The organism is Gilliamella sp. B14384G12, assembly GCF_016101825.1.
GTDB classification, from domain to species: Bacteria; Pseudomonadota; Gammaproteobacteria; order Enterobacterales; family Orbaceae; genus Gilliamella; species Gilliamella apicola_N.
Window position 1 is genome coordinate 16,051 of the sequence record NZ_JACFPU010000018.1, and the last position, 14,436, is coordinate 30,486.

Annotated in this window: 11 protein-coding genes and 3 CRISPR repeat arrays; of the genes, 5 read left to right on the top strand and 6 right to left on the bottom strand. The window is 33.7% G+C overall.

Features of this window, described 5'->3' with window-relative positions; genetic code table 11:
• Positions 1–213: 213 nt before the first annotated feature.
• The 5 genes from allC (at position 214) to allD (ending at position 5,698) form a co-directional block, all read left to right on the top strand.
• Complete coding sequence (gene allC / locus H3S73_RS13115; RefSeq protein WP_198236907.1) at positions 214–1,440, top strand: allantoate deiminase; 1,227 nt, start codon at positions 214–216, stop codon at positions 1,438–1,440.
• 12 nt (positions 1,441–1,452) lie between these two features.
• Complete coding sequence (locus H3S73_RS13120) at positions 1,453–2,712, top strand: MFS transporter (protein WP_086327010.1); 1,260 nt, start codon at positions 1,453–1,455, stop codon at positions 2,710–2,712.
• A 158-nt stretch (positions 2,713–2,870) separates the two neighbouring features.
• Complete coding sequence (gene allE, locus H3S73_RS13125) at positions 2,871–3,650, top strand: (S)-ureidoglycine aminohydrolase (RefSeq protein ID WP_198236906.1); 780 nt, start codon at positions 2,871–2,873, stop codon at positions 3,648–3,650.
• Positions 3,651–3,691: 41 nt separating this feature from the next.
• Entirely contained in the window at positions 3,692–4,615 is a 924-nt protein-coding gene (locus H3S73_RS13130) for a carbamate kinase (RefSeq protein ID WP_198236905.1), read from the top strand.
• A 33-nt stretch (positions 4,616–4,648) separates the two neighbouring features.
• The gene (gene allD, locus H3S73_RS13135) at positions 4,649–5,698 is read left to right on the top strand and encodes an ureidoglycolate dehydrogenase (protein ID WP_198236904.1); all 1,050 of its coding nucleotides are present in this window, start codon (positions 4,649–4,651) and stop codon (positions 5,696–5,698) included.
• Positions 5,699–5,754: 56 nt separating this feature from the next.
• Positions 5,755–6,393: a CRISPR direct-repeat array (repeat unit 29 nt; unit sequence CGGTTTATCCCTGTGTATACAGGGAACAC).
• 523 nt (positions 6,394–6,916) lie between these two features.
• Here the strand turns inward: allD and H3S73_RS13140 are convergent.
• The 6 genes from H3S73_RS13140 to H3S73_RS13165 all read right to left on the bottom strand — a co-directional run bounded on the left by H3S73_RS13140 (position 6,917) and on the right by H3S73_RS13165 (position 14,015).
• Positions 6,917–7,609: a hypothetical protein gene (locus H3S73_RS13140; protein WP_198236903.1), complete on the bottom strand. Its 693-nt coding sequence runs from the start codon at positions 7,607–7,609 to the stop codon at positions 6,917–6,919.
• Positions 7,610–8,031: 422 nt separating this feature from the next.
• Positions 8,032–8,304: a CRISPR direct-repeat array (repeat unit 29 nt; unit sequence CGGTTTATCCCTGTGTATACAGGGAACAC).
• A gap of 464 nt (positions 8,305–8,768) precedes the next feature.
• A complete protein-coding gene (locus H3S73_RS13145; protein WP_198236902.1) occupies positions 8,769–9,470 on the bottom strand; it encodes a hypothetical protein in 702 nt (233 codons plus the stop codon).
• Between the two features lie 435 nt (positions 9,471–9,905).
• A CRISPR array of direct repeats spans positions 9,906–10,239; the repeat unit is 29 nt; unit sequence CGGTTTATCCCTGTGTGTACAGGGAACAC.
• A 774-nt stretch (positions 10,240–11,013) separates the two neighbouring features.
• A complete protein-coding gene (locus H3S73_RS13150) occupies positions 11,014–11,349 on the bottom strand; it encodes a hypothetical protein (protein ID WP_198229081.1) in 336 nt (111 codons plus the stop codon).
• Positions 11,334–12,107, bottom strand: a complete 774-nt coding sequence (locus H3S73_RS13155) for a hypothetical protein (protein WP_198236901.1) — start codon at positions 12,105–12,107, stop codon at positions 11,334–11,336. The genes H3S73_RS13150 and H3S73_RS13155 overlap by 16 nt, the downstream gene beginning before the upstream one ends.
• 20 nt (positions 12,108–12,127) lie before the next feature.
• Positions 12,128–12,724, bottom strand: a complete 597-nt coding sequence (locus H3S73_RS13160) for a PAAR domain-containing protein (RefSeq protein ID WP_198236900.1) — start codon at positions 12,722–12,724, stop codon at positions 12,128–12,130.
• Positions 12,725–13,661: 937 nt separating this feature from the next.
• Positions 13,662–14,015, bottom strand: a complete 354-nt coding sequence (locus H3S73_RS13165) for a hypothetical protein (RefSeq protein ID WP_065590133.1) — start codon at positions 14,013–14,015, stop codon at positions 13,662–13,664.
• Positions 14,016–14,436: the final 421 nt, after the last annotated feature.

Here is a 14,436-nt window from a genome sequence, read left to right on the forward strand (position 1 = left end):
AACTTATTATCAGAAAAAATTCACATAAAAATCATAATGATACTTGATTATTAAAAAATTTTTTATAATAGTAACTTATTAATTTAATTAAATTTTATAAAACTAAAAAAGAGTGTTTGATCACATTATTATTTGCTATTAATAGTATGTTACTTAGCAAACATAACCAGAATAATTCTTAAGAATAGAAAGATTAAAAACAGGTAGATGCTTATGAAAATCTTATATGATGATGTGGCAAACGCAGTGGAATGGATATCAAGTTTTGGGGGACTAGAACAAGGTGGAACCACGCGTTTACTTTATACGCCTCAATGGCTGGCAGCACAAAATGCATTGAAAGAACGCATGACCAATATCGGTATGCAAAGCTATTTTGATGATGTTGGCAATTTATATGGTCGCTTTGAAGGTAGTAAATATAAAGATCAGATCATTATGTCAGGTTCGCATGTTGATACAGTTGTCAATGGTGGAAAGTTAGATGGGCAACTCGGTATTATTGCCGCCTTACTTGCCATGCAATACCTAAAAGAAAACTATGGTCAACCTCTTCGTACACTTGAGATTATCTCAATGGCTGAAGAAGAAGGCAGCCGTTTTCCATATGTATTTTGGGGCAGTAAAAATGTTTTTGCGATTGCAAACAAAAAAGATGTTGAAAATATCACTGATGTGGAAGGCGTCAGATTTGTTGATGCCATGCAAGCCTGCGGATTTCAATTCAGTACTCAACCTGCACGCAGCGATATCAAAGCTTTTCTAGAAATTCATATAGAGCAAGGCGGCGTACTTGAAAAAGAACAAAAAAGCATTGGAGTTGTGACCAGTATTGTCGGTCAGCGCCGTTATAACATCAGACTGATTGGAGAAGCCAACCATGCAGGCACGACTCCAATGGGATACCGTAAAGATGCGGTGTATGCCTTTAGTCGTATATGTCATGAATCCATTAATAAAGCACTAAAAATAGGTGATCCACTCGTGCTTACTTTTGGTCATGTTGAACCAAAACCCAATGTGGTTAACGTTGTACCAGGTGAAGTGCTATTTACCATGGATTGTCGCCATACCAATAAATCAGAATTAGTTGGATTTACTGAAGAAATCGAAGCCGATATGGTGCGTATTGCCAAAGAGCTAGGGCTTGAAATTGATATAAATTGCTGGATGGATGAAGATCCCATTCCAATGAACGACAAATTAATCCATATGTTAGAAGACATCTGCAAAGAAGAAAAGCTCAGCTATCGTGTAATGCACAGCGGTGCAGGTCATGATTCACAAATTTTTGCGCCACGAGTACCTACCGCCATGCTGTTTGTACCAAGTATCAAAGGCATTAGCCATAATACCGCCGAAGATACCAAAACTGAAGATTTAGTCGAAGGTATCAAAGCGTTAACCTATGCCCTTTATAAATTAGCTTACCAAGAGTAATGAGGAGTTGACATGACAACCGTTGACACAACAGCCAAAACAGGTGGTATCCAATACTGGCATAAAATCGTGGTATTATTATGCCTTGGTTGGACAGTGATGTGGATCTATCGTCCTGTTCTAACCGCTATCTTTCCAGAAGTTCAACAAACTATAGGTCCGCAATCCAATACTGAGTTAGGTTTAATTGCTAGTTGCTATTTTTTTGCTTATACCGCTATGCAAATCCCTGCAGGGATGTTAGTTGATAAGTTTGGTAAAAAAGCAGTGGTGATTCCTGGTTTCTTATTATTTACCATCGCCGCTTTAATCATTGGTAATGCACATTCTATTATGATGATTTATGTTGGTAGTTTATTAGCTGGCTTAGGTTGTGGCTCTTATTATGGTTCGGCTTGGTCACTTTCAGCTGAAAATATCCCATCTGAACATCGTGGCTTTGCTTCAGCTATAATCAATACTGGCTCAGCTTTAGGGATGGGTATAAGTTTACTGGCAACCAGCTTTTTAGTTAAATCATGGGGTATGCCATGGGAATACATGCTCTATATTATTGCTGCGCTGTTACTTTGTTTAGTTGCAGGCTTTGCTATTATCATCAAAGAACAACCAAAACTTAAACAAGCAGTTCAAAATGACACAACGAATAACCAAACGACAACATCGCCAATTAAATCTGACCAAAAACATAGTTTCTTTAGTATTGAAATGATTGCCTCTTACATTATGTATTTTGCAACATGTTATGGCTACTACATGATTGTCAGTTGGTTACCAAACTTTTTAGAAACTGAACGCGGCTTTACGGGAGGCAGTATTGGCTCAGCATCATCATTGGTCGCTTTTGCAGCTATTCCGGGAGCATTAATCATCAGTAAAATATCCGATAAATTTAGAAGTAAACGTCTATTGTTTATTATCGTATTAGAACTGATTGCTGCTGGAACCTTATTTATTACCGTACAATCTGCAACCATCACTTTTTTACTTGCGGGATTAATCTTTTATGGGTTATTTGGCAAACTGACTGTCGAACCAATATTGATTTCACATGTTGCCGAAACCGCACCAAAAACCAATTATGGTACCTCCTTTGGTGTCTTTAATTTCTTTGGCATGAGTTCGTCAGTGATTGCACCACCGCTAACGGGTTATTTAGCCGATCTTACTGGCACTAAAATCACTGGGTTTTACGTCGCCATAGTCATATTGATCGTTGCTACGCTGATCTTCATGCTGATTAACTCGAAAAAAAAGGCTAACAACCAATAAACACCATTACCGGTCAGATGCCTATGACCGGTTAAACCAATATAAACAATGACTGCTTTTTACAAGTTGGGATTGCTATTACCTAAATAACGATAAACAGATAATTTAATAACCAAAAAGTTACGTAAAAACAGCAGTATGTTACAAGGAGAATAAAAATGGGGTATATCAATAATAATACTGGTTATCCAAAAGATCTGCTTGCATCAAGAGCCATTATTAAACGCCATAACTACGCATTGATACCGCCAGATGGGTTAGTCAAAAATATCATTCCAGGCTTTGAAAACTGTGATATCACAATTCTATCCACACCCAAATTAGGGGCATCATTTGTCGATTATCTTATTACTATGCATCAAGATGGTAAAAATTTACAAGGTTTTGGCGGTAAAGATATCGAAGTATTTGTCTATGTGATCAGTGGCGAAGTAACGGCGAAAGCTGACGATCAAGTCTTTAGTCTAAAAACGGGGGGTTATGTTTATTGTCCAGCAGGAATTAAATTGTATTTGCAAAATGACACTGCTTTATCTCGATTATTTTTGTATAAACGTCGCTATATACCGCTCTCTGGTTATCAAGCACGTATAGTAAGCAATCATGTCGAAAAACTAGATTGTATCTGTTATGAAGATATGGATAACGTCTTTGTGCAAGATCTCCTGCCTAAAGAACTTGGTTTTGACATGAACTTTCATATATTAACTTTCAAACCTGGTGCGAGCCATGGTTATATTGAAACCCATGTCCAAGAACATGGCGCGTATTTGCTTAGTGGCGAAGGCATGTATTTGCTTGATAATGAGTGGATACCTGTCAAAAAAGATGATTATATTTTTATGGGCGCTTATGCACTGCAAGCTTGTTATTCGGTTGGTAAAGAACCATTGAGCTATATCTATTCTAAAGATTGCCATCGAGATATAGAAATATAAACAAAATACAAGACACTAAAAAACATTATCAAGGAAACAAAATGGAACTTATTGTCATTGCGTTAGGTGGTAATGCCATTGCCAAACGCAATCAACCTTTAACCGTCGATAATCAATATGAAAATATTGATGCAACAACTAAAATTATTGCCAAACTTGCGGGTAAATACCGCTTAGTTGTCGTACATGGTAATGGACCACAAGTAGGATTATTGGCTTTGCAAAATCAAGCTTATTCTCAAGTACCAGCCTATCCCCTAGATATTTTAGTTGCCCAAACCCAAGGCATGCTAGGTTATATGATTGGGCGCAGTTTGCAACAACACAACAATATTAATAAAGTTGTGACGGTATTAACACAAGTCGAAGTGGATGAGCATGATCCCTCGTTTAGTCAACCAACTAAATATATCGGACCTGTTTATCAATCCGATCAACAGCAACAATTACAAGCACAATATGGTTGGACATTTAAAAGAGATGGTCAATATATTCGCCGAGTGGTTCCATCACCAAAACCAAAAACAATACTCGAAATTGACACCATACAACAACTACTGACCGATGATGCTATTGTGATATGTAACGGTGGTGGTGGTATACCAGTAATTAAAGATGTGAATGGTTACAAAGGTGTTGAAGCAGTGATCGATAAAGATCACTCAGCTGCAATACTTGCAACTCAGCTTAAAGCTGATCATCTGATGATCTTAACAGATGCCGATGCCGTTTATGAAAACTGGGGCACATCTGATCAAACCGCATTACGACATGTCACCCCTGAACGACTAAAACCGTTAGCGGTTGACGATGGTGCAATGGGTCCAAAAGTAAAATCGGTAATCGAATTTGTCGAAAAGACCGGCAACAGGGCTTATATTGGTACATTAACCGATATTGAAGCGTTATTAGATACCACTAAAGGCACCATTGTCAGCCCATCAAATCAACAAAGTAATGAATGAATAGACATATCTGGAAAAGATAGGAGTTTTAATATGAGAGTTGATAGACAAACCTTACATCATTTAATCGCCAAAAAATTACATAAAGCGGGTTTAACAAGCGAACACGCGGATATTGCTGCTGATGCCCTAACTTTCGCTAATGCCCGTGGCATCCATTCGCATGGCGCGGTGCGCGTTGAATATTATGCTGAACGTATTGCCAAAGGTGGAATGACACATAATCCTAATGTCACGTACCAAGAGACAGGCCCAGCCAGTGGCATATTGGATTTCGACAATGGGTGTGGTTTAGTGGCCGCTAAAGTAGGCATGGATAAAGCGATTGCTATGGCGAAAAAAAATGGTATTGCAGTGGTAGGTATTCGTCGCATGTCACACAGTGGTTCACTTTGTTATTTTACCGAAATGGCCGCTGAACAAAATTTAATTGCGGTATCGATGTGCCAATCCGATCCAATGGCGGTACCTTATGGCGGCGCAGAAGAATTTTTTGGTACGAACCCTATCGCCTTTGCGGCTCCAACAGAAGATAATCGTCTTGTTTCGTTTGATATGGCTACCACAGTACAAGCTTGGGGGAAAATATTGTATGCCAAATCCAAAGGTGTGCCAATTCCACCGACTTGGGCAGTTGACGAACAAGGTGAACCAACAACCGATCCACACAAAGTCAACGCTCTATTACCAATAGCGGATGCCAAAGGTTATGGGCTAATGATGATGGTGGATGTGTTGTCAGGCATTTTATTAGGTGTACCATTTGGCAAAAACGTCTCATCCATGTATGCCGACTTGTCTAAAGGACGCGATCTTGGACATTTGCATATTGTTATCAATCCTGATTATTTTATCGGTCTTGAAACGTTCAAAAAGAACATGTCAGCCATGCTGGATCAACTAAAACACGTTAAACCCGCCAAAGGAAATAGTGAAGTCTTTTTTCCTGGTGAACGAGGCAAAAAACGTGAAGCGGATTACTTAAAATATGGGATAGAAATTGTAGATGAAATTTACAACTACTTAATAAGTGATGCTATCCATTACAATCGATATGATCACAAAAATAAGTTTGCAGAATAAAAATTCCCCCTGAGTAGGCATGGGGTATGAAGATTGACTTTCCAGAACTTTCTTAATAAAGAATCCCTGTATAAACAGGGAACAGAGGATAGGATTAGTACAGAATCAATTCCATTACGGTTTATCCCTGTGTATACAGGGAACACGTCTGCCGAAAGGCCCGTAAGAGGCAAATGCACGGTTTATCCCTGTGTATACAGGGAACACGGCTTTATTGATTACACCAATACTAGTCTGAACGGTTTATCCCTGTGTATACAGGGAACACTAATTCAGTTAGTTCTTCTTGACTCATTTGACCGGTTTATCCCTGTGTATACAGGGAACACTAACTAAATTTATATTGCAGGCATTAAAAAACCGGTTTATCCCTGTGTATACAGGGAACACGTCCCACTTGCCGACCAAAAACTCATTAGTTACGGTTTATCCCTGTGTATACAGGGAACACAACTCAATTCCGTTAATCCGAGTTGTGACGCACGGTTTATCCCTGTGTATACAGGGAACACTTCAAAACGTAATATTCAGCACCAAACGCCCGCGGTTTATCCCTGTGTATACAGGGAACACAGTGACGACGAAACAACGCACACAATCGATTACGGTTTATCCCTGTGTATACAGGGAACACTCCTACACCTGCCGCATTAGCAGCTAGTTTACTGGTTTATCCCTGTGTATACAGGGAACACTCCAATTATAACATACTGTTTTATAATTAAAATATTGACCACCAAATTTCTACCGATTTTTTTGGCTATTTTTTATCAAAATCTGTATTTATAACACTATGTTTTTATTTAATTAATTAAAATTGATGGAAATTAAAATTCGATTCTACGGAATTCTACCAATAAATTCATATTTTTCATGCAATTAAATAAATGATAAACAATGAAATATAGAATTGCGATTATTTGAATAGCAAAAAAATGCTATGTAATATTGACGCATCCCTCGATTTATCCCTGTGTGTAGGGAACATCAGACATGTGACGATGGGGGAATAACATGGCGCGGTTTATCCCTGTGAATACAGGGAATACAAAAACCGTATATTATTATAGATAAGTGATAAATTAATGCATATGCCAATAACCTTGATTAGGTTAATTTACAAATAAAGCTGTTTTATCTATATGTATAAGAAATACTTTTCTAGACTAATCTAACCTAGAAATTAGTCTTTTTGCACTTGAGCTCTTTCGGACTTTTTTATGGATTAGGCATGGTAAATTGTTTGGCTTCTTCTTTAATGTTATCTGTAACTGTGTCAAGAATCTCACTCATATCATCTGGGTTATCTTCAAATTTTTTTTCATCTAATTGGTTAGGATTTTTAATATCAAATTCTTTAAAACTCAGGTAAATCGCTTCAAAAAAATCTTTTGGAACGTCCCCGTCTTTTAGTTGGCTTATATTATTCATTGTCATTTCAACAAACTTCTGAAAATAACTGTCAGTAGCCACACAATCCTTTAACACAGGAAATTTAACATTATCTTTTGAACCTAAACAGATCAGATCTAATTCACTTCCCTTTCTGATATTCGCAGCATCATCTTTATTTTTTAACTCAATAGAAACCAATTCAGATTGATTATCACCATTTGCAACAATATACGGATTACCATTTAAATCCGTTTTTACTTCTGAGGCTTGTGTTATAATATTAACCAGTTGTTTATCGTATGTTTTTTCGTATTTAGTCAAATCATTACTGAATTCTTTGCTAAGATCAGTTACAGTTACAATTGGTATTTTTTCACCAATAATTGATTCACCGCTGGTTCTAAAAACAGCAATATCTTCATTTATAAGCAACTCAGTAAATTTTTTTGCATTCTCATTAGCAAAAGAGTTGAAACCGATCAAAGTTAATATTGAAATAGCAATTAAATTTTTCATTCTTTACTTCCATTTATTATTGAATAATAACAGATGATAAAATAATTAAATTCTTTTACACATTAGATCTTATTTTTGATAATAGTATTTTATTCATATGAGTTGAGCAATAAAAAAACGCCGAAACAGTTAGGTGAATTAATTATTATCCACTTTTAAAAAAAGATTTTCCTAAATTAATTTATTGAAAGTTAGGATGATATTCATGTACTAAACAATTTTTGTAAGCACTATTGAGCATAATCAGTAAAATAACTAGGTATTTATGAGTTTAGTTGCTTCTCCATACTGATAATTGAAAATTCATTTATATTATAATTTTATCACATAATACTTTAAACAAACTATTATCAATCAACACTATATCGTATAAATAATATCTAAAATCCATTCTTATAAAGATAATAACTTCTAATTTAATATGATTTATCCCTGTGTATACAGGGAACACTAAAAACTCAATTCGACCACCTAAAATATACCCGGTTTATCCCTGTGTATACAGGGAACACATCAGTCAGGTCAAATGCAAATGTTGTCCCGGCGGTTTATCCCTGTGTATACAGGGAACACAATTGGTTTCATCGGGTATTTTTCATGTAACGCGGTTTATCCCTGTGTATACAGGGAACACCGGTGAACCTCTAAAAATATACTCCAGTTATTCGGTTTATCCCTGTGTATACAGGGAACACCCTAATTATAACATACTGTTTTATAATTAAAATATTGACCACCAAATTTCTACCGATTTTTTAGGCTATTTTTTATCAAAATCTTTATTTATAACACTATGTTTTTATTTAATTAATTAAAATTAATGGAAATTAAAATTCGATTCTACGGGATTCTACCGATAAGTTATTATTTTTCATATAATTAAAAAATGGTAAACAATGAAATATAAAATTGCGATTTTTTGAATAGCCAAAAAATGCTATGTAATATTGACGCATCGCCGGTTTATCCCTGTCCACACAGGGAACACAAAAAACCGCATATTATTATAGATAACGGATAAATTAATGCATATGCCAATAACCTAAATTAGGTTAATTTACAAATAAAGCTGTTTTATCTATATGTATAAGAAATACTTTTCTAGACTAATCTAACGTAGAAATTAGTCTGTTTAAAATTGGATCGTTTCAGGCCTTTTTTATGGATTAGGCATTGTAAATTCTATGTATTCTTCTTTGTATTCTTCAAAGATATACGCCACAGCGTCTAAAGTCTCATACATATAATCTAGATCATTATCAAATTTTTTTTCATCTAACTTACCAGGATTTCTAATATCAAATTCTTTAAAACTCAAGTAAACATATTCAAAAAAATCTTTTGGAGTGTCCCCTACTTTTAGTTGACTCATATTATTCATTGTCATTTCAAAAAACTTCTGGAAATAACTGTCAGTAGTCACACAATCTTTTAACACAGGAAATCTAACATTATCTTTTGTACCTAAACAGATCAGGTCTAATTCACTTCCCTTTTTGATATTCGCAGCATCATCTTTATTTTTTAATTCGATGGAAACTAATTCAGATTGATTATCACCATTTACAACAATATATTGATTGCCATTTAAATCCGTTTTAACTTCTGATGCTTGTGTTATAATATTAACCAGTTGTTTATCGTATTTTTTTTCGTATTTAGTCTGATCTTTACTGAATTCTTCATTAAGAATTGAGGCAGATACCCTTAATATTTTTTCACCAATCACTGATTCATCGGGTGTTCTAAAAGCAGCAATATCATCATTTATAACCACCGCAGTAAATTTTTTTGCATTATCATTAGCAAATACGTTGAAACCGATCAAAGTTAATATTGAAATAGCAATTAATTTTTTCATTCCTTACTTCCATTTATCATTGAATAATAACAGATGATAAAATAATTAAATTTTTTAATATTTTAAATTTCATTTTGGGTAATAGTATTTTATTTAGATGATTTGGGCAATAAAAAACCGCCGAAGAAGTTAAGTGAATAAATTATTAATTCCTTTTGAAAAGAAAGCTTTTTCTAGACTATTTTATGGAAAGGGATCGTAATATTCAGTTATAAACAAAACAAATTCTGTAAGCGCTATTTAGCATTATCAGTGAAATAATTAGGTATTTATGAGGTTAATTGCTTCTTCATATTAATAAGTGAAAATTCATTTACTTTATACTTTTACCATGCCAATCCTTAAAAAAACTCATTAATCAGTCAAATATGTGTCATATAAATAATACTTAGAAACCATTCTATCCTTAGAAAGTTAACAACTTCTAATCTAATATGATTTGTCCCTGTGCATACAGGGAACATCCATCTTCATTGATGTATTGGGTAGACCATTGCGGTTTATCCCTGTGTGTACAGGGAACACATTGATGAGCTATTTGGCATTGGATTAACAGGCGGTTTATCCCTGTGTGTACAGGGAACACTCCAATCGCTCTGCGAACGGCCGAGTTTTCATCGGTTTATCCCTGTGTGTACAGGGAACACTAAATTTATTATTTTTAGTTTTGGTATCACGCCGGTTTATCCCTGTGTGTACAGGGAACACTAACAATTCAAACATATCCTGTACATTAAAACCGGTTTATCCCTGTGTGTACAGGGAACACACCAATTATAACATACTGTTTTATAATTAAAATAATGAACACCAAATTTCTACCGATTTTTTAGGCTATTTTTTATCAAAATCAGCATTTATAACACTATGTTTTTATTTAATTAATTAAAATTGATGGAAATTAAAATTAGATTCTACGGAATTCTACCAATAAATTTATATTTTTCATGCAATTAAATAAATGATAAACAATGAAATATAGAATTGCGATTATTTGAATAGCTAAAAAATACTATGTAACTTTGATGCATAGCCTGTTTATCCTTGTGTGTACAAGGAACACTTATCATAACTTATTATTTATTAATTAAAATAATTAAGTATAAATTTCTACCAACTTTTTTACTGTTTTTTGCATGATTTTATTGAAATGTTTTTAATGTTTTGTTGTTATCAAAATGACTCTTTTTTTGGAGTTGATTTCTTATTTTGCTCGGTTACAAAATTTTCATAGGTTAGATTCAAGTTATGTTTTTTAGTTCATATAATTTCAGTAATTTTGCGTAATCCAATATATTTTTTTAATGAAAATAATTTTATAAGCGCTGTTATTTGTGATCTATTACTCAATATTAAAAATAAACGTTTATGTCAGCTCAACATGGTATTTTGTCTATAATCATAGATTTAAAATAAATTATTTATTGATTTTTATACTGAAACGTATAGGTAACCTGAAACTTTTTGACAAAGTTTTGTCCCTGTGTTTATAGAAAACTCATATTATCAATTTGATTCAAATAAGATTTTAAAACGATAATAATCATAATAAGCTTTTTAATTTTTGCCATTCATCCTTAAATTCAAACTTAAAATAGACAGCAAAAATATGCATTTTGATTTTATTAATAAAACGATTTTCATGTTTTTTGATGTTATTAACCGCATGAATTATAGAAGTTGAATCAAAAGCCATACAATAAGAAGTGATAACATTATAATGACAAATAGGAGCAATATAATTAAATAAAACATACTCAACATGCTTTATAGGGAATTGTCTAGCTACTGAGGCAATGTTTTCATAGTTAATATTACTTGCCGCGAAAAGATCTGAAAGAGCTACATAAAGATCTTCTTCATCTAATGTATGTTCCACTTTGTAAACTCCTCTATTTCATCATCAAGGCTATCTGCGACTGCTGAACCAATCATTGATCCTCCAATACTGCCAGCTAAAACAACAGCAATAGCACAAATTGGAGCGCCTGGACCACATATTGTTGATGCACCTAACCCTGCCAACCAGCCTCCTGCCACCGCTCCTCCAATTCCCATTCCTTGTTTTATAGTTTCTTTCGGTTTATTTTCAGCATTAATAATCTCATAGGTAGCAAGCGATGCCGTCACTAAAATACCAACTTTACCTATAATTTTTAATCGTTTATTTATTGTTGTAAACTTTGGATAATCACGACCAGAAGATTCAATCAGTTCATAGTACACACGATTTCGTTGTTTAGATGAAAGATTTTTAAAGTTTGATTTAAACTTTTCCTGTGAATATTTTTCTAATAAATCTTCAAATGATTTAGGTTTTAATTTATGTTTTTCAGCTATCGCTAATCCAGAGGCTGATGTGTATTTTCTATGCTCTGCCATAATTTGATTTCTCATTTCGTAACAAAATGTAGCAGCCTCTTTCACTGATACTTTCTTCGCGTCAACTAATCCTTTAATTTCTACGCTCATTCTTTTTATATTACTTGCATAACTCTCTCTTACTTTTGCATCGTTGATTACATCTTTTGAGAATTTCATTGCAGTATCATTCAGTGCAAACAAAGCATTGTCTAATATTTGATTTGGATCTTCGATTAAATTGTCAGTTTCCGTAGGAAATTGACCACCCACCATAAGTGTAACCACCATAATTATCAACCTATTATTGTTTTTAATAAATTTTCAGTTATGCTTGATATATTATTATCATCCCCTAAATTCTCTAAACTTTCTATCTCTATTCTTGCACTATCACATTGTGTATCAATAGTTAGTCTTGCCTTATTATTTTGATCAAAAGTTCCTTTTAATAATTGACCATTATTTAAAGTAACAATGAAGTTCAAACCTGAATAATCTTTATTTGAATCTATTTGGAATCCAATCCAGTTATCAGCTATTTTTTGGTTGATTTCTTGTTTATTTATAATGGAATTTGATTGAGATGAATTCGATAGACTATTATTAGAGATATTAATATACACCGTACTTTTTAATGCAATGATTCTATGACCACCAACTGGAGTGCATTTACACGCAATAATACAACCATCATAAGCAACGGGTTTTCCGTCGATAACAAAATCGTTTGCTCCCTCTATGATTCTTCCTGTACTTCTACATTTAGGGCAAGATGCTAAATCACCCAATAAGGCGATACCATCAATACCACAATAACCGTTCCCTGAGGCTGTAATAATCCTTCCGCCATAATTGGTTACATCACCCAAAACAGCTATTTGTTGAATCATGCTATATTCTCAAGTGCTTTATATTCATTTTTAATATGGAAATATTTTATACAATATAACTATATAAATCCTATTTTTTATATTAATGAATGTAAATAGATATTTGGTTATGAACGGATATCTGAGAAAGTAAAAGATTTGACGAATCACATTTGTGCGCCTGTAATTCTTTAATGGTGATATAACATAACCGTTTTAATACTGGCGATTCTATTTTTTCTCGCAAATCATTCAACGGGTCTATGGTAATGGCTAATGTTTGTTTACAAATACTAAACAGCTGTAAGTCAGTAAGGCTAAAATTCATGTCTACAATTGATTAATCCCTGTGTGTACAGGGAACGTATCTCCCGTAACGGGTCACCGAGAATGTCCCCCGGTTTATCCCTGTGTATACAGGGAACACTTGATTCGCTGCGCACTCCAGCAGAGCAGCAACGGTTTATCCCTGTGTATACAGGGAACACTCCAATTATAACATACTGTTTTATAATTAAAATATTGACCAGCAAATTTCTACCGATTTTTTTGGCTATTTTTTATCAAAATCATTATTTATAACACCATGTTTTTATTTAATTAATTAAAATTGATGGAAATTAAAATTCGATTCTACGGAATTCTACCGATAAATTTATATTTTTCATGTAATTAAAAAAAGTTTAAACAATGAAATATAGAATTGCAATTATTTGAATAGCAAAAATGCTATGTAATATTGACGCATCAAAGATTTATCCCTGTGTGTACAGGGAACATTTGAACTTAATGATACATCATCAGGTATAGTTGCTTCACAATTGATTAAAGCAAGGAAATATTCTGTTGAAAGAAGTATGTATTCGTTGGTTAACTTGGACATTCTCCTAATTAAAAGTTGAATAAAAAAGGAGAATATTCCCTTATGGGTAAAAGATAAAAACAAGAAAATTATTTATTAAAATAATTTTCTTGTTTTATTTTGGATCTCATTTTTTTCTAATGAGGCATGAGTTAGTTCTCGTTGTTGCACCAATGCTGGAAGTAAGTCATTGTACTCCTCAATTCGTAGCATTCGAATATCTTTCAATGAAGGTGTAAACCAACTAAACTTTTGTCCCAATTGTTGAACGGCTAAAACACAAGTTACTGCATTAATACTACTATTACCAAAATACACAGATCCTTGCTTCCATTCAAAACCAAGCTTTTTTAACTCATCTCTAACTTCTTTATAAGCATTTGTATATGCACCAGGATAATAGTGCTCTAACCTACTAGTATCGAAGTCAAAAGTAATTGCATAAGACATTGAGTATTCCTCAAAATGTGAATGTGATAGTCTAAAATAACTCAACATCAAACAGATGTTACTAACCTGAAAAAAACAGTGAGTTTGTTGGCTATGGGTGTGATCACCTTATTAAAGGAACGTCCCGTTAAAGACGTTTGAGAATTAACGATCATCTTCTCATTGTTTGCTACAAAAGTAGCTGAAACTAGTTTCATTATAATGCAAATGAATCACTAAATTCAATATTAAATCTAAAATCAACAACTAGTTATGCTATGCCCTTTTTATTTTTACCCTTTTCAGCCTTTTAAAGGTAGGGCTATTCCCTGGATAGGCTACACTAATTAGTACCAATTTATAAGGTCATTGTTATGATAAACCAACAATAAAAAAAGGTAACAATAATGACAATCAATTTAACCCGAAGAGAAAAACGCAG

Coding starts and splice junctions, on each gene's coding strand:
- allC (WP_198236907.1), top strand. CDS start 214: ATGAAAATCTTATATGATGATGTGGCAAACGCAGTGGAATGGATATCA.
- H3S73_RS13120 (WP_086327010.1), top strand. CDS start 1,453: ATGACAACCGTTGACACAACAGCCAAAACAGGTGGTATCCAATACTGG.
- allE (WP_198236906.1), top strand. CDS start 2,871: ATGGGGTATATCAATAATAATACTGGTTATCCAAAAGATCTGCTTGCA.
- H3S73_RS13130 (WP_198236905.1), top strand. CDS start 3,692: ATGGAACTTATTGTCATTGCGTTAGGTGGTAATGCCATTGCCAAACGC.
- allD (WP_198236904.1), top strand. CDS start 4,649: ATGAGAGTTGATAGACAAACCTTACATCATTTAATCGCCAAAAAATTA.
- H3S73_RS13140 (WP_198236903.1), bottom strand. CDS start 7,609: ATGAAAAATTTAATTGCTATTTCAATATTAACTTTGATCGGTTTCAAC.
- H3S73_RS13145 (WP_198236902.1), bottom strand. CDS start 9,470: ATGAAAAAATTAATTGCTATTTCAATATTAACTTTGATCGGTTTCAAC.
- H3S73_RS13155 (WP_198236901.1), bottom strand. CDS start 12,107: ATGGTGGGTGGTCAATTTCCTACGGAAACTGACAATTTAATCGAAGAT.
- H3S73_RS13160 (WP_198236900.1), bottom strand. CDS start 12,724: ATGATTCAACAAATAGCTGTTTTGGGTGATGTAACCAATTATGGCGGA.
- H3S73_RS13165 (WP_065590133.1), bottom strand. CDS start 14,015: ATGTCTTATGCAATTACTTTTGACTTCGATACTAGTAGGTTAGAGCAC.